17 protein-coding genes are annotated in these 17,025 nt (G+C 30.9%); 9 read left to right on the plus strand and 8 right to left on the minus strand.

Translation table 11 applies throughout. From position 1 onward, the window contains the following. The first annotated feature begins 226 nt into the window (after positions 1-226). Together ACWJKS_RS03550 and ACWJKS_RS03555 are read left to right on the plus strand one after the other, a co-directional pair. Positions 227-757: a gamma carbonic anhydrase family protein gene (locus tag ACWJKS_RS03550; protein WP_165411520.1), complete on the plus strand. Its 531-nt coding sequence runs from the start codon at positions 227-229 to the stop codon at positions 755-757. A gap of 164 nt (positions 758-921) precedes the next feature. Further along, positions 922-1,761, plus strand: coding sequence for a CvfB family protein (locus ACWJKS_RS03555; protein ID WP_220286427.1), 840 nt, complete (start codon positions 922-924; stop codon positions 1,759-1,761). A gap of 57 nt (positions 1,762-1,818) precedes the next feature. Here the strand turns inward: ACWJKS_RS03555 and ACWJKS_RS03560 are convergent, their stop codons facing one another. The 4 genes from ACWJKS_RS03560 to ACWJKS_RS03575 form a co-directional block, all read right to left on the minus strand. After that, positions 1,819-4,482, minus strand: coding sequence for a cation-translocating P-type ATPase (locus tag ACWJKS_RS03560; RefSeq protein WP_462960462.1), 2,664 nt, complete (start codon positions 4,480-4,482; stop codon positions 1,819-1,821). A 44-nt stretch (positions 4,483-4,526) separates the two neighbouring features. Continuing rightward, positions 4,527-5,051 (minus strand): chromate transporter, encoded by a 525-nt coding sequence (locus ACWJKS_RS03565; protein WP_462960463.1) that lies wholly within the window; start codon positions 5,049-5,051, stop codon positions 4,527-4,529. After that, positions 5,052-5,570 carry a chromate transporter gene (locus tag ACWJKS_RS03570; protein ID WP_216302766.1) on the minus strand — a complete coding sequence of 173 codons (519 nt, stop codon included), beginning with the start codon at positions 5,568-5,570 and terminating at the stop codon, positions 5,052-5,054. Positions 5,571-5,836: 266 nt separating this feature from the next. Next, the gene (locus ACWJKS_RS03575) at positions 5,837-7,747 is read right to left on the minus strand and encodes an NAD(+) synthase (RefSeq protein WP_462960464.1); all 1,911 of its coding nucleotides are present in this window, start codon (positions 7,745-7,747) and stop codon (positions 5,837-5,839) included. A 430-nt stretch (positions 7,748-8,177) separates the two neighbouring features. Between ACWJKS_RS03575 and ACWJKS_RS03580 the strand changes: the two genes are divergently transcribed. Together ACWJKS_RS03580 and ACWJKS_RS03585 are read left to right on the plus strand one after the other, a co-directional pair. After that, on the plus strand, positions 8,178-8,606 hold the full coding sequence (locus ACWJKS_RS03580) for an NfeD family protein (RefSeq protein ID WP_216302761.1): 429 nt from the start codon (positions 8,178-8,180) through the stop codon (positions 8,604-8,606). Positions 8,607-8,636: 30 nt separating this feature from the next. Beyond that, on the plus strand, positions 8,637-9,602 hold the full coding sequence (locus ACWJKS_RS03585) for an SPFH domain-containing protein (protein ID WP_216302762.1): 966 nt from the start codon (positions 8,637-8,639) through the stop codon (positions 9,600-9,602). A gap of 16 nt (positions 9,603-9,618) precedes the next feature. Here the strand turns inward: ACWJKS_RS03585 and ACWJKS_RS03590 are convergent, their stop codons facing one another. After that, on the minus strand, positions 9,619-10,221 hold the full coding sequence (locus tag ACWJKS_RS03590) for a flavin reductase family protein (RefSeq protein WP_462960465.1): 603 nt from the start codon (positions 10,219-10,221) through the stop codon (positions 9,619-9,621). A 182-nt stretch (positions 10,222-10,403) separates the two neighbouring features. Here ACWJKS_RS03590 and ACWJKS_RS03595 point away from each other — a divergent pair, with 182 nt between their 5' ends. Both ACWJKS_RS03595 and ACWJKS_RS03600 read left to right on the plus strand, forming a co-directional pair. Beyond that, positions 10,404-10,760: a hypothetical protein gene (locus ACWJKS_RS03595; RefSeq protein ID WP_216303398.1), complete on the plus strand. Its 357-nt coding sequence runs from the start codon at positions 10,404-10,406 to the stop codon at positions 10,758-10,760. Between the two features lie 362 nt (positions 10,761-11,122). Next, on the plus strand, positions 11,123-12,046 hold the full coding sequence (locus ACWJKS_RS03600) for an alpha/beta hydrolase (RefSeq protein WP_165411530.1): 924 nt from the start codon (positions 11,123-11,125) through the stop codon (positions 12,044-12,046). Positions 12,047-12,208: 162 nt separating this feature from the next. Here ACWJKS_RS03600 and ACWJKS_RS03605 read toward each other — a convergent pair whose 3' ends face one another. The 3 genes from ACWJKS_RS03605 to ACWJKS_RS03615 all read right to left on the minus strand — a co-directional run bounded on the left by ACWJKS_RS03605 (position 12,209) and on the right by ACWJKS_RS03615 (position 14,537). After that, positions 12,209-12,985 (minus strand): nitroreductase family protein, encoded by a 777-nt coding sequence (locus tag ACWJKS_RS03605; RefSeq protein ID WP_462954298.1) that lies wholly within the window; start codon positions 12,983-12,985, stop codon positions 12,209-12,211. Positions 12,986-13,070: 85 nt separating this feature from the next. After that, positions 13,071-13,868 carry a metal ABC transporter permease gene (locus ACWJKS_RS03610; RefSeq protein WP_165411532.1) on the minus strand — a complete coding sequence of 266 codons (798 nt, stop codon included), beginning with the start codon at positions 13,866-13,868 and terminating at the stop codon, positions 13,071-13,073. Positions 13,869-13,877: 9 nt separating this feature from the next. Beyond that, positions 13,878-14,537, minus strand: coding sequence for a metal ABC transporter ATP-binding protein (locus tag ACWJKS_RS03615; RefSeq protein WP_216303400.1), 660 nt, complete (start codon positions 14,535-14,537; stop codon positions 13,878-13,880). A gap of 304 nt (positions 14,538-14,841) precedes the next feature. Here ACWJKS_RS03615 and ACWJKS_RS03620 point away from each other — a divergent pair, with 304 nt between their 5' ends. The 3 genes from ACWJKS_RS03620 (at position 14,842) to cobC (ending at position 16,985) form a co-directional block, all read left to right on the plus strand. Then, positions 14,842-15,102, plus strand: coding sequence for a DUF3892 domain-containing protein (locus tag ACWJKS_RS03620; RefSeq protein ID WP_253198210.1), 261 nt, complete (start codon positions 14,842-14,844; stop codon positions 15,100-15,102). 190 nt (positions 15,103-15,292) lie between these two features. After that, positions 15,293-16,375, plus strand: coding sequence for a nicotinate-nucleotide--dimethylbenzimidazole phosphoribosyltransferase (cobT, locus tag ACWJKS_RS03625; protein WP_462960466.1), 1,083 nt, complete (start codon positions 15,293-15,295; stop codon positions 16,373-16,375). A gap of 19 nt (positions 16,376-16,394) precedes the next feature. Next, positions 16,395-16,985: an alpha-ribazole phosphatase gene (cobC, locus tag ACWJKS_RS03630; protein WP_220286418.1), complete on the plus strand. Its 591-nt coding sequence runs from the start codon at positions 16,395-16,397 to the stop codon at positions 16,983-16,985. Positions 16,986-17,025: the final 40 nt, after the last annotated feature.

The raw sequence follows: 17,025 nt of genomic DNA on the forward strand, positions 1-17,025 counted from the left end.
GAATAAACGGCAAATTTATATAATATAGTAGTATAATAAATACATATTTATTATTATGTAAAATAATAAACCTGAATATTTATTATTATGTAAAATAATAAATCTAAATATTTATTATTATGTAAAATAATAAATATTTATTATTATGCATAATAAACCTAAATATTTATTATTATGCATAATAAACCTACGTATTTATTATTTTGGAAGAGGTGATGATGAAATTATGATACATCAATTTGATGGAAAAATACCTAATGTACATAAACATTCTTATATTGCTTACAGTGCAGATGTTATAGGAAATGTGTCTATAGGAGAGTACAGTAGTATTTGGTTTGGAGCTGTATTAAGAGGCGATATGAATTCCATGTCTATAGGTTCTTATACAAATATTCAAGACAATTGTACAGTACATAATGATGATGAATTTTCGGTTAATATTGGAGAGTATGTAACTATAGGACATAATGCCATAATACATGGTTGTAAAATTTCAAGTTATACTTTAATTGGAATGGGAAGTACTATACTAAATGGAGCAGAAATAGGGGAGTATACTATAATCGGCGCTGGTAGCTTAGTTACTCAAGGAAAGAAAATACCCTCAGGGGTTCTTTGTATGGGAGTGCCGGCAAAGGTCATTCGCGAACTAACTACAGAGGAAAAGGAAGGATTAAAAAAATCAGCTCAGCATTATGTAGAGCTTTCAATGAAATATAATACAAAACAAATAAATGACCATACCTTAATTTAGATTGTTATAGAGCGCGAAAAATGATAATATTAAATGGAATAGAAAAGGTGACAGATGAGCAGAAATATAAATACATGTTTATAGAAAATATTTAGTACAATATGTTGATAAATTTAACAAATATATAGATTGGTCAAAAGTTTAAAAAAGGTAGGAGATAATAAATGATAAAAATAGGAGAATTTAATAATTTAAAAGTAGTTAGGCGAGCAGAATTTGGGTACTATTTGGGCGCAGAGACTGAAAACACTAGTGATGATATATTATTGCCAATGAAAAGCACTTTAGGTAGAGCACTTAATATTGATGATGAAGTTGAAGCCTTCGTATATAGGGACTCAAGTGATAGGTTAATTTCAACTTTAAAAAAACCTCTTGCAAAGGTTGGTGATTTAGCCTACCTTAAAGTAATTGACATGACTGCAATAGGAAGTTTTGTAGAAATTGGTTTAGAAAGAGACGTATTAGTTCCTTTTAAGGAGGAAAATTACAAATTAGAAACAGGCAAAAAATATCTTTTTTATATATATTTAGATAAGACTGGAAGAATAGCGGCCACTACTTTTATTGATAAATATTTATACGATACAGATTCATATGATATTGATGAGGAAGTGGAAGGAACAGTATACGGAATCCAGACTAATGGTACAGTAATGATAGCTATTGATGATATTTATAGGGCGGTTATTCTAAGAAATGAGAATTATATGAGTGTAATACCAGGAGATAGATTAAGTGTACGAGTGAAAAAATATTATGAAGATGGCAAAATGGACGTAACAGCAAGAAAACCAAGACTAGAAGAAAGAGATGTAGTTGAGGAACAAATAATAGAATACTTAGATAAAAGTGATGGCTTTATGCCATACAATGATAAAAGTTCTCCAGATGATATAAAGAAAGTTTTTAAAACAAGCAAAAATGCATTTAAAAGGGCATTAGGAGGACTTATGAAAAATGGGCTAATCCATCAAGATGAAGAAGGTACTAGATTAAAGTAATTAGATATATTTAAAATAGTAAAAGGCTGATGAGTTAACTCATCGGCCTTTTACTATTTATATTTTAGATGAACTACGTTTAAATATCTTTACAATTTCATTAAAAAGTAATGGCATTAAGGCTAAAATAGTAACGATACCCCAATCTGCTAAACTTAAAGCATGAACACTAAAAGCATTTGCTAGAGGTGGAATAGTTATTATCAAATCTTGTAGCAGTATACCTAAAACTATAGCTGCAATTAAATATTTGTTTGAAAATAAACCTATTTGGAATATGGATTTTTTATTATTTCTCATATTTAAAGAATGAACAAGCTGAGAAACACTAAGTACTACAAATGCCATAGTTTGTGCATGTTTTAAAGCATCTTGTGAAATGTTTTGAGGGAATAGTGGGAATAAGTTAGTTATGCCACTATAATATTTTGCACCTATTATAAAGGCTGCTAAAGTTACTAAACCTATTAACAATCCGTTAAGAAGTAAACTTAATGTTGAACCTTTAAATAAACCATCTTTTTGGTTGCGTGGTTTATACTTCATTACGTCGGGGTCGCCAGGATCTACACCTAAAGCTAAAGCTGGAAGCGTATCTGTAATTAAGTTAACCCATAATATATGGATAGGTCTAAGTGGCGATGCCCAACCTAAAAGTATTGCAAGAAATAGCGCTATAATTTCTCCAACATTACAGGAAATAAGAAATACTACAGTTTTCTTGATATTCGTGAAGATATTTCTTCCTTCCTTTATAGCGGAAACGATAGTTGAAAAGTTATCGTCTATTAATATCATATCAGCAGCACCTTTAGCTACATCAGTACCTGTTATACCCATGGCTACACCTATATCTGCCATTTTCAGGGATGGCGCGTCATTTACTCCATCACCAGTCATTGATACAATGTTTCCTTTGGATTTAAGAGCATTTATAATTTTTACTTTATGCTCTGGAGACACTCTTGCGAATACCCTTATATTATCAATTTTACTATTTAGTTCTTCATCTGAAAGTTTATCAAGCTCAGAGCCAGACATAACTGCTAGGGGATCTTTAGTAATATTAAGGTCTTTCGCTATAGCAAAAGCTGTGTTTTGGTGATCGCCGGTTATCATTACAGTTTTTATTCCGGAATTCGTGCACACAGAAATAGAATCCTTAACTTCCAGTCTAGGTGGATCTATCATACCTACCAGGCCAATAAGTATTAAATCACTTTCTAAAGAATCAATATCCACATGAGATGTTGGAAGAATTTTATAAGCTGCGCCTAGAACTCTTAAAGCATCATCAGACATTTTATTAGACACATCTAATATTTCTTTTTTTATGACTGGAGTAATTTCTATTATATTGCCTTTAATACAGGCTTTAGTACATAGTTTTAAGAGATTATCAATAGCCCCTTTTGTCATTACATAATATTCATTATCATATTTATTTACAGTAGTCATTAATTTTCTATCTGATTCAAAAGGAATCTCAGCGATTCTTTTATGGATTTTTTCTAAATGGTCTTTAAATATATTGTAATTTACCCCAGCTACTAGTAAAGCAATTTCAGTGGGGTCACCTGTTTTTGAACCCTCAGAGTACGTAGCATCATTACATAAAATAAGATTCTCAAGTAAGAGCTTATGCTCATTGTCATTAATGTTTAAATTGGTTATATTACCTAAGAGGCCATCTGTATAGAATTTTGTTACAGTCATTTTATTTTGAGTTAATGTTCCTGTCTTGTCTGAACATATAATATTTACTGAACCTAAAGTTTCAACTGCGGGTAATTTACGTACAATTGCATTCTTTTTTATCATTTTTTGAACGCCCATAGCAAGTACTATAGTGACTATTGCAGGAAGACCCTCAGGTATCGCAGCTACTGCTAAACTAATAGATGTAAGTAACATTTCAAAAATATCTCTTTTTTGAAGAACGCCTACTATAAACATAAGAGCACATATAAACAACGCACCTATTCCTAGGTATTTTCCAAGTTCAGCCAGTTTTTTTTGAAAGGGGGTCTGGTCGTCTACTTTTTCATCTAGCATTTTAGCAATTTTACCTAGCTGAGTATTCATTCCAGTAGATACGGCAATGCCTATACCTCTACCATAAGTTGCGAGTGTTGACATGAAGAGCATATTCTTTTGATCGCCGAGTGGAATATCATCACCAGTTAAGACCAGGGATGCATCTTTATCTACTGGCACAGATTCTCCTGTAAGTGTAGATTCTTCAATTTTTAAATTTGCAGTTTCAATAAGCCGTAAATCGCAAGGCACGTATCTTCCAGCGTCAATAATAATAATATCACCGGGTACAACTTCGTTAGATGGAATTTCTTTTAACTGCCCATAGCGTCTAACTACAGCTTTAGGTGTAGATAATTTTTTTAGTGCATCAAGAGCTTTTTCAGCTTTTGACTCTTGAATAATTCCGACTGTAGCATTAATAACAATTACAATAGCAATTATAACTGCATCACTTGTTTCACCAAGGAGGGCAGAAATTACAGCAGCTGCAATTAAAATATAAATTAAAATATCATTTAATTGGGAAAAAAACATAGATATTAAAGTTTTAGGCTTTTTACTTTCTAACTCATTTAGTCCGAATTTTTCTCTTTTTAGGGCTGTTTCTTTTTGAGAAAGTCCTGTTAGTGGATTGGAGCCTAATTCTTTTAGAACTTCCTCTATAGTTTTGTTAAAAAACATAAATACCACCTCGTGTATAGTATTTGTTGTTACCGTTTAATTTATTAAAAATAAAATACAATACCCAATATTCCTGAAATTATTATTACTAAAATTGGATGGAGTTTATTAGTTAATAATATTCCTAAAATTATAATTCCAATTATTATACTTTTAATATCTTTATATGATTCCATTCCCATGGATAAGAATACAGAGATTATAAGGCCAATTAGTGCAGGCCTCATACCGGATAGTGCAGCCTTCATTATATAGGATTCCTTAAATTTTGAAATATAGTGATTAGCTATGGAAACTAAGATAAAAGAAAATGAAACTACGCCTAGGGTTGCAGAAATAGCACCGAGTACTCCAGAAACTTTATAACCTACAAAAGTAGCTGAATTTATGGCTATGGGTCCCGGAGTCATTTGTGATATACCAATAATATCAACAAACTCTTTAAAGGTAATCCAATTATTAGTGGATACAATTTCTCTTTCGATAAGTGGAAGCATAGCATAGCCTCCACCAAAGCTAAAGGCACCTATTTTAAAGAACGATAGGTAAATTTTAATTAAAATAGACATTTACTTCACCTTCTTTCCAAGAAATATAATCCCGTATAAACCAGATAAAAGTATAACTATAACAGGGTGTACATTAAAAAATAGTATACTTACCATAGAAATTAAGATTATAATAAGATTTACATAGCTTTTCTTTAAAGATTTGGATAAGCTTACTACAGCTATGAGTATAAGAACTGGTACTGCAGCAGAAATGCCTTTGAAAACTAAATCAACATAATAATAATCTCTAAATTGCATAAAGAAAACTGCAATGCATAATATTATGAAAAATGAAGGTAAAATCACACCTAGAAGCCCGATGATAGCGCCAAGTAGGCCGTTAATTCTATAACCAATAAATATACTACTATTAACTGCTAAAGCTCCAGGAAAAGTTTGGGAAACAACAATTATATCCATGAAATCTTCTTTTGAAAGCCATTGTTTTTTACTTACAACTTCAGTCTCAATGAGTGGTATCATTGCATAACCTCCACCAAAGGTAAAAGCTCCAATTTTAAAGAAAGTCCAAAACATATTAAGTAATCTTTTCGTTTTTCTCACCTCAAATAGTTTAAATTTTTGATTATATCAATAGAAATGCCCTTAAAAGTATGAACCTATACTTTTAATCTATAATAGTTACCATATAAGTATACTATTATAAAAAAAATAGGCAAATATATAAACACTATTGATGAAATTTCAGGATTAATTGTAGATATTTATAAATGAAAAAGTACACATATTTTGTAAAGGTTGTTATATAAACTTCACAAAATATATGCACTTTTTTCAGAAATCTAAAAAAAAGAATTAAAACTAGCATCTGACGGCATTCTAAGATCTCCTCTTGGGGATACACTTATAGTTCCTACTTTTGGACCGTCTGGCAGAGCTGAACGTTTAAATTGTTGGGTAAAGAATCTTTTTATAAATTTATCTAACCATTTGCGTATATCTTTTTCGCAGTAATCAGCTTTGAAGGCTTCCTTAGCTAAAAATAATATTTTACTTGGCGAAGTACCTTGCTTCATAAAATAATAAAGGAAAAAGTCGTGTAATTCATATGGTCCTACTATGTCTTCAGTTTTTTGAGTTATTTGACCGTTCTTATCTTTGGGTAGAAGTTCAGGACTTATAGGAGTGTTAAGGATATCTAAAAGAATGTCTGTCACTTCCTTTGAAGCTTCTTTATCTGCTACATATTTAACTAAATATCTCACCAAAGTCTTAGGGATTGAGCAGTTTACGGAATACATAGACATATGATCACCATTATATGTGCACCAACCTAAGGCGAGTTCTGATAAATCTCCAGTACCTATTAAGAGTCCACCTTCCTTATTTGCAACATCCATAAGAATTTGAGTTCTTTCTCTTGCTTGAACATTTTCATAAGTTATATCATGTTTTTCCACTGGATGATCTATGTCTTTAAAATGCTTCAGACATGCATCTACTATATTAATTTCTCTGAGTTCTGTTCCTAAATTTTTACATAGGTTTATTGCATTCATATAAGTCCTATCTGTAGTTCCGAAACCAGGCATAGTTATAGTAATAATATTTTTTATGGGTATTTTTAACAGGTCGAAGGTTTTAACTATAACGAGTAGTGCTAAAGTTGAATCAAGCCCACCAGAAATCCCAATAATAGCCTTGTTAAGACCAGTATAGGAGAACCTTTTAGCAAGGGCTGAGGATTGAATATTAAATATTTCCTTGCAACGTATTTCACGTTTATATAAATTAGAAGGAACGAAAGGATGCTTATCAATATTTCTATCAAAAACGCCAAAACCTGCACTCCCAAATTCAAAAGGAATTTCACATGCTTCAAAAGGGCATATAGAAATGCTATTTCTAAAACTGGTATTTTTTAATCTTTCACTGTTTAATTTATCTATATCAATAATTGAAGTAACAACTTCATTTTCTCTTTGAAATCTATTATTTTCTTTTAATACTAAACCATTTTCGCTAATTAAAAGATGGCCACTGAAAAGTAAATCTGTAGAGGATTCAAAAACACCAGAGGATGCATATAAATAAGAACACATACATCTTGCGCTCTGGGATGAAACTAAGGATTTTCTATAATCAGCTTTGCTAACTAATTCATTTGATGCAGATAGATTAGCAATTATATTTGCACCTTGAAGAGCTAAATAGCTGCTTGGAGGAATAGTTACCCAAAGGTCTTCACAAATTTCAAAACCAAATTTAATATTGCCACTGGTAAATAATAAATTTGTCCCAAAAGGGATGCCTTTTGCAAAAGAAAGGTTTACAGTTTTGCTTATGAGGCCAAGACCTTCAGTAAACCATCTTTTTTCATAAAACTCAGAGTAATTTGGAATATAGCTTTTTGGTACTATTCCTAAAAGTTTACCATTAAATATTATATAAGCACAATTATATAGAGAATTGTTATAGTATAAAGGAGACCCTACAGCAATTAGGATATCTTTATTTTTAGAAAACTCACATAGAGATTTAATTGCATTTTCAGATTTTTCAATTAGCTGATGTTGTAAAAACAAATCCGCACATGTGTAAGCTGTTATGCAAAGTTCTGGGAAAACTATGAATTTTGATTTCTCATCATAAGCCTGATTAATGCAGTTTTTTATGTTGATTAAGTTAAATTCTATATCTGCTACATTTACAATTGGACAAGCAACAGAAACCTTTATAAAAGAAGTTTCCAAACTAATTCACGACCTTTCTTTAGTTTTTCAAATATAGTATATGTAAAATTGACTTTAAATAATAAATATTTACTGAAATTATATCATATTAGCTAGATTAGTAGGGTCGGTTAATGATTATTTTACCATTATTTTTTATTGCCTTTTTAATAGTTGTTAACTGTCCCTTGCTATTGTGACAATTTTAATTGTGAAGAGAATGAGAGCAGACATGAGAAAGAAGAAGTCTAAAACAATAAGAAGATGTATAATGCACTAAAATTAAACTTTATTAAGTTTAATATATAAAACATAAAATATATAATTATTGTAGTAACATAATAAAATTGTATTATAAAATGCACAGAAGATGTATAATTAAGATAGAAGTTAGTAATACGTAGTTGAAAAGAGCGTATAATATTAAGTGATATTCGTAAGGGGGTACAACATGAACTGGACGCCGATGATATTTTGGATAGTTGTAGCATTAGCAGCATTAATTATTGATATTACAACTAGTAGTTTTATGTTTATATGGTTTGCTGTAGGTGCAATGGCGGCAATAATTGCTATTGGGCTAAGTGCATCAATAATTGTTCAAGCAATTGTTTTTGTAGCAGTTAGTGCAGTGGTTATGGCTGTGGGTTATCCTATAGTCAAGAAAACTATAAAAAAAACTGTGAAAAAAACTTTAACTATGGAGGAAGGGTATGTTGGGAAAGAATTTACAATAACAAAAGATATTGATGAAAAAGCAAACATTAAGTTTCAAGGGATTTATTGGACTGTAAAAAATGTTGGAAAACCTTTGAAAAAAGGTGAATCAGTTCAAGTTATCGGTATAGAAGGGAATAAATTACTAATAACTAAAGTATAAGATATATTAAAATATAAGGGGGAATTTGTAATGGGAATAGGAACAGTTATAGGCTTGTTTATATTATTTGTAATAGTTATAATGATTTTATCATCGATTAAGATTGTTAATACTGGATCTGTGTATTTAGTAGAAAGATTTGGTCAGTTTCATAGGATACTAGAACCAGGCTGGCATTTTACAATTGTATTTGCAGATTTTGTTAGAAGAAGGATTTCTACTAAGCAGCAAATATTAGACATACAACCACAGAATGTTATAACTAAGGATAATGTTAATATATCGATTGATAATGTTATATTTTATAAGGTTATTAACTCAAGGGACGCGGTCTACAATATTGAGGATTATAAATCAGGTATAGTTTACTCAACTATAACTAATATGAGAAATATCGTGGGAGATTTGACTTTAGATGAAGTATTATCAGGAAGAGATAGAATAAATTCTAAGCTTCTTGAAATAATCGATGAAATCACGGATGCTTATGGAATAAAAATATTATCTGTAGAAATTAAAAATATAATTCCACCGGCTGAAATTCAACAGGCTATGGAAAAACAAATGAGAGCAGAGAGAGATAAGAGAGCATTTATTCTTACAGCAGAAGGTGAAAAACAAAGTCTAATTGAAAAAGCTGAAGGACATAAGCAAGCTCAAATATTAAATGCAGAGGCTGAAAAACAAGCAAATATTAGACATGCAGAAGGAATGAAGGAATCTCAACTTCTTGAAGCAGAGGGTAAAGCTCGTGCTATAGAGACTATTGCAATTGCAGAAGCAGATGCAATAAGAAAAATAAATACAGCTATTATAGAGTCAGGTACAAATGAAACAGTAATAGCATTAAAACAGATAGAAGCTCTTAAAGAAATGGCAAAAAATCCAGCTAATAAACTTATACTTCCAAATGAAACATTGTCAAGTTTAGGCAGTATAGCAGCCATAGCTGATATGTTAAAAATGAATAAGAACTGTGAAAATAAATCAATATAAAAGAAAGCCTGAGCGATCAGGCTTTCTTTTTATTTTTTGAATGAGATTTATTGTTTTTTTTCTGAACTGAATAACCAAATTTTCCTAAAGCGTTAGAATTAACAGTAAAATACTCGCCATGAGAATAGGTAATAAGATCTGCCTTTTCAAAATGAATTTTTCCAGAAGCATCTATTAAGCTATTATCTACATGAGTATTCACAATTTCAGCTAAAAATAAATCATGGGTACCTAAAGGTGTAATGCTTTTAACTTTGCACTCTAAAGCTATTGAGCATTCAGAAATTAGAGGCGCTATGACATCCTTGCCATTTTCAATAGTGAAGTTCATTTCGTGAATTTTATCTATTTGCTTACCAGAGCGTACCCCGCAATAATCAACTTCACGAACCATTCTAGAATTAGGTAGATTTACTACAAAGTCACCACTTTCTTTTATATATTCATAAGAAAGTCTGTCGGGTCTTATGGCTACAGTTATCATTGGTGGTTTAGTACAAGCCATTCCTATCCACCCTACTGTAAAAACGTTTATTTTTCCCTCTTTATTTTTTGAGGTGATTAATACCACGGGAACAGGGTTTAACATTGCACTGCCTTTAAATATAGTTTTTGTCATATATTTTCACTCCTATATCTTTATATTGTATAACATTACCCATTATACAATACCTTAAAAGATTTATACAGATGAGAGTAAATTGATTTAAAGAAGTCTTTAAAAAAGGTTATTAATAATAATTTTTTGATAATATGGTATAATAAGTGTATATAAATATAGGTATGGTGATAATTATGACGATGGCAGGAAAAATAATATATGGTTTTGGAAAATTAGTTGGAAATACCGCGGGATATAGTGTTAAACTAACGGGTAATGTTATATCATCTATAGCGGAAATCTCAGGAAACGAAAAATTAGCCATAAACACTAAGGAGTATGCTACGATAGCTTCTAAAGGGATTGATAAAGCTGTGAAAATAACAGCAGCAGTAACCGCTGTTGTAATAGATAAAACTATTGATGTAGCTTTAAACACTGCACAATATATTGAAGAAAACGCTGTGGAAACAAAAGTGCGGGTTTATGGGCAATCAGAGAAATTCTACGATAAAGATAAATATATAGAGGTTGACTATGAGGTCCTGGAGAAATAAATGGTAATATGTTAAAAAAGATACTTTAATGCAATATTAATTAATTATTTAAATAATATTACTTTGCAAATATATAGTTTAGTGATATAATTTATATGAGAGTAAATGTGAAATATGAAATATTGCTAAAAAAAATGAGAGCTACACTAACCAATCTGTTAAATAATGGATTAATTAGTGTGGCTTTTTGTGTTTAACGACATTTCAGAAGGAAAGCCTTCCGCTTATATAAGGGCGAGTTCAATACTATAACAAAGAGAAAACTTCAGTGGGAGTATAAATCTCCTTCTGAAGTCGCTAATATTGTAGCGACCCAGGAGATGATTTAATCACATTTCAAAATATAAATAGGGGATGAAGTTATGATAGTAGAAAATTTTAAGTTTAAAGATAAGGGTGACTTAGAGATATTTGTGTACAAATGGCTACCTGATGTGAACGTACAAATTAAGGGGGTAGTTCAGATAGCTCATGGAATGGCAGAGACAGCAGCTAGGTACGAAAATTTTGCAAGTGCGCTAACAAATGATGGGTTCATTGTTTATGCTAATGACCATAGAGGGCATGGAAAAACTGCAGGCGAAGTCCGAAAACTAGGAGAATTAGGTGATGATGGATTTAATTCGATGGTTGAAAATATGCATGAACTAAATGAGAAGATTAAAGAAGAAAATCCTAATTTACCTATATTTTTATTTGGGCATAGTATGGGATCTTTCTTAACACAAAGATATATTTGTTTATATGGAAGTGGATTAAAGGGGGCAATTATTTCAGGATCCTGCGGCAAACAGGGAATTATTATAGATATAGCAAGACTAATAGCAAAAAGAGAGATTAAGAAAAATGGAAAAATTGCAAAAAGCAAGAAACTAGATAGGTTATCTTTTGGAAGGTATAACAATTCTTTTAAACCAAATAGAACAGCATTCGATTGGTTAAGTAGGGATAACAAACAAGTAGATAAATATATAGACGATCCATTCTGTGGGACGGTTTTTACAACGGGATTTTTCTATGATTTTTTAGGTGGACTAAAGGGTATAGCTGACGACAAGGAAATTAAAAATATTCCTAAAGATTTACCCATTTATATTTTCTCGGGAGATAAAGATCCCGTAGGAAAGAATGGAAAGGGTGTTCTAAAACTGGTTAAGACTTATAAACGACATGGGATCAAGGATTTAACTTATAAACTTTATAAGAATGGAAGACATGAGATGCTTAATGAAACCAACAAGGAAGAAGTAATTGTGGATGTAATAAGATGGATTAAGGAACATTGAGTTTATTATAAAATAGTAAAAGCAACAGGAGACATGGGTATTGTCTACTGTTGCTTTTAATTTTAAGAAATATCTATTGAAAATTTAATTTAACTTAATAACTTCTGTAGAGTGAACTTGTGAATATTATATGTTTACTACTTGCAAACGTCAATATATTAATTAAGATTTATTTAATATGGCACTAAGAATATAAAGGGAGTTGCCTACGTCATGATAACTTTGCTTTAGTTCGACCTTATAGCCTAGTTCAATTGCCGAATTATATAAATGACTAAGCCCTATGCCCATATCTATACGGTTGGTGTCTTTAAGCATCTTTTTAGTTAAAATATTTCTGTTATCTAGATATAAGTCAAATTTATTATTGTTAATTGATAATTTCCAAGGTTGAGAGTTAATTGCAGAGGGGGCATCAATAAGTGATTGTATTATAGTTTCATATTGATTTTCATAATCACCAGTAACTAGTTTGATTTTATCAAATCTCTTTCTATTTACAACTGGTTTTAATTGAGAAGTTGGGTACCCAAAAGCAACTAAAATTATATAACTTTGTTTGTCTTTTACTTTGAATATTGTTTTAAATAACTCCTGTTTAATCGCACTTCCTAACCAACAAGTTCCAATACCAAGCTCTGTTAACTTAAGAACTATTTCCTCACCAATGAAGCCTATATTATCTAAATGACCTTCCTTAATTTCGGAAGTAAAGGCTAAATAATGTGGAGCTTTAACTTTTGTATATTTGGAAATAAGACCTTTAAATGTATCCGTAATTTTTTCACCATCTTCAATTAGTAATACTTCCATAGGTATATTGTCAAACAAAGGTTTAGCATCATTTATAATAGTTTTAATCTCTTGCAAATGTTCCCCGGATATTTTTTTATCTTTATAATTTCTTATGGATTTTCTTAAATTTATAGCTTGTATCATAATAAATTCCTCTACTTTATCTAAATTTTCGACTGCTATTTAATATTACAGCATTGAATATGATGAACGGCTGCACAGGTGACAATTAAACTCTAGACAATGCTTTTTTGCTGCCGATTACAAGTACTAAGACAAAGACAGAAGTCAGGGCTATAGTTCCCCCAGGGGCACAGTTTATGTAGTAAGATATAAGAAGTCCTAAAATTATGTCAATAAATCCGAACATTATTGAGTAAAGTAGGGTATGCTTAAAACCTTTATTGAGCTGCAGTGATGTTGCTACAGGTAACGCTATCATAGAGGACATAACAAGTATTCCAAGTATTCTTAGCGATGCTGAAATAGTAGCGCCTACGAGTAGCGCAAAAACATAGTTAATCACCTTAACTTTTACACCAGAAACCTTAGCACCCTCTTCATCGAAGGTAATATATAATAATTGATTATATAAAGAAAGTAGAGTTACTATAGAAATAATACTAAGTACAAGCATTATGTATAAATCATTTTTTGTAACAGTCAGAATGCTTCCAAATAAATAAGAATTAACATTGGCACCTGCTTTGCCTGTACTTACTAAAGTTATACCAACACCTACACTAAATGTAAGTAAAATTGCCAAAATCAATTCTGCGTATTTTTTATAATAATCTCTTAAAAATTCAATAGATAAACCGCATAGAGCTGTAAAAACAAAAGCACAAATTATGGGGTTATATCCAAGAACTAAGCCAATAGCCACCCCAGCGAAGGAGGCGTGCGACATAGTATCTCCCATCATGGAATACCTTTTTAATACAAGAAAAACCCCTACAATTGGGAACAAAATAGAAATTAAAACTGATGCAATTAAAGCATTTTGCATAAAACCATATTCAAACATAAAGTAATGTTACCCCCTTTCTTCATTTAATTTGTTTTTATAATTATGTATATTATAAAGTATTCCGCTACCATTACCCATTTCAAAAATATTAGTTGAATTATCTAATGCAGCTTTTAAATTATGTTCTACAGAAACAACTGTAATACCTAGGTTTTTATTTAAGCCTTTAATAATTCTATATATATCTTCCATACTTTGAATGTCTACACCAGTAGAAGGCTCATCTAAAATTAATAACTCAGGGTCACCAATTAAACTTCTAGCAATAAAGATTTTTTGTTGCTGACCTCCAGAAAGATTTCCAATAAGCGTATGAGTATGACTTTCCATACCTACAGCTTGCAGACTTTTTAAAATTAAACTTTTATCTTTAAGCTTTAATACTTTCCTGTGGCAATTTAGCATCTCATAAACTGTTATAGGAAACTGCGCATTAAAATTTTCAACTTTTTGCGCTACATATGCGATTTTAGAAGTAAATATAATAATTTGACCACTATTAGGTTTTAATAAGTTCAATATTAATTTAACTAAAGTACTCTTGGCACTACCATTTTCACCTAGTATTGAGACGTAGCTACCTTTTTCAATTTTAAGATTAACCTTATCTAATATATATGGCTTTGAATTTGTATATGTAAAACATAAATTTTTTATGTTAATCATGTAAATCCTCCTCACTAATTCTTTCAGTTAACAACTATTAATTATTACAAAATTAACTATGCAAAAGGCAATAATAATATGTGCACAAAAATAGTAGCAACAAATAGTATACACCCAAATGCGAATAACTTGCAATAATCTCTTAGTGTTATTGATAAATAAATATATTAATATTTTTCATAAAATTTATATAATTGGTAAAACTGTATATGGCGATACTTAATTTAAAAGTATATATAATATTGTTTAAGTATCTACCAATAAGAGATACATGTTTATATGTATTAAGAAAGGTAGTGTTATTTTGAATAAAAACGAAATCTCAGCTCATGTTATTAGTAGAGTAGCGAAAGACAATCAAGGAGAAATTACAGCTTACGAACTTGAAAATGGAGAAATAGTTTCAAAAGAACAAGCAGTGCTGCTTGCAAAACAAGGAAATATAAGTGGAGTATCTGTCTCAACTTCAAAAAAAGGTGAAGAATTTTTAAAAAGTCTACCTGATCAAGATAAATCCAATAATTTAGACAATTTACCAGTTATAGATGATAATGATATCTATTAAAAACATTAAAAAACAGGGATAACGAATGTCCCTGTTTTTTAATGTTTTTAATGAGGGACGGTTAACAACTAATTTACATTAGTTGTTAGCTGTAATTTATATCCAAAAAGTTTTTCCTTTGAAAAAGGGGGAAGGTGTGTTTAAATGTGTTAATATTATGTAATAACTATATAAGCAGGAGGGTAAACAAATGGTATTGCTAAACAACACATTACAGTGCATTAAACCACTAAATAAAGAGGCTATGAAAAAAGCGTGGGATAGACTTGATAGTTTATCAAAACCTATAGGAAGTCTTGGTGAAATAGAAAATATTATAGCTAAGATGGCAGGGATTACTGGAGACATACATAATAAAATTAATAAAAAGAATGTAGTTATAATGTGCAGCGATAATGGAGTGGTGGAAGAAGATGTGTCTAACTGTCCTAAAAACGTAACGGCTATAGTTACTAATAATTTCACTAAAAAAATCACGGGTGTATATGTTTTATCAAAATTTGTTGGAAGTGAGATTACAGTTGTAGATATAGGCGTTGATGCAGACTTTAACAATCCTAAAATTGTAAATAAAAAAATTGCATATGGCACCATGAACATGATGAAGGGGCCCGCAATGACTAGGGAGCAAACAATTAAAGCTATAGAGGTTGGAATCGATACAGTTGATGATTTAGCGCGTAAGGGGTATGATTTGTTTGGTACCGGGGAAATGGGGGTAGGAAATACTGCCACAAGTGCAGCAATTTTGAGCGTTCTTTCAGGACTTGAAGTAGAGGTGTCAGTAGGTAAAGGTTCAGGAATTACGCAGGAGCAATTTATTAATAAAAAGAGGGTAATTAAGAAAGCTATTGAAGTAAATAAACCAGATAAAAATGATGTTATCGATGTACTTTCAAAAGTTGGAGGATTTGATATTGCGGGACTATGTGGGTGCTTCCTGTCAGCTGCGAAGAATAGGGTGCCTATTGTTATTGATGGATTTATAGCCTCAGCAGCTGCATTATGTGCTTATAGACTAAACCCATTAGTGAAGGAATATATATTTGCATCTCACTTATCTGCGGAACCGGGGGCAGCTTTTATAATGAAGGAAATAGGATTAAAACCTATGCTTAATTTGAACATGAGACTGGGCGAAGGGTCAGGTTGTCCACTTGCTTTTAATATAATTGATGCGGCGCTTTTCACTATGGATAATATGGGGACATTTGAAGAGGCAACGCTTGATAGTAAAAAGTATATAGATATAAGGGAGAATACCGTAGGGTAAAATTTAGGTGTGAGAATTTATGAATATTTATTTGTTAAGACATGGCCAGACTGAAGAAAATAGAAAAGGGTCTTATTATGGTAATTTGGATATAAGTCTAAATGAAATTGGCATAGCTCAAGGCAATAAGGCTAAAGATTTCTTTGATGGCATAAAATTAGATAGAGTATACGTTAGTGATAAAAAAAGAACTTTAGAGATGGCAAAGTTAGTTTTAGGACAACAGGAAATTGCAGTTATACAAGATAATAGAATAAATGAAACTGATTTTGGAGATTTTGAAGGGAAAACATACGAGGAAATTAAAGTTTCATATCCCCAACAGTGTATTTGTTGGCAAAATAATTGGAAAGAATTTGTACCTCCGAATGGAGAAAGTTATATTAAACTATGTGAAAGAGTTAAGAACTTTATGGAGCATATTAAAAAGCTAGAATGCGATAATATTTTAATATGCGCTCATTCGGGAGTCATAAGAGCTATATATTGTTATATTATGAATGAGAATATAGATTTGTTTTGGAAATTTGGTTGTAAAAATGGGGATATAAGCATTATAAAATATGAATATGGTAATTTATATATTGATGCTATTATTCATAATGCATAGTTAGAAAATTGATTTGAGGTATATTTAGTTCTTGACGATT

It is taken from the genome of Clostridium sp. CM038, assembly GCF_055081105.1.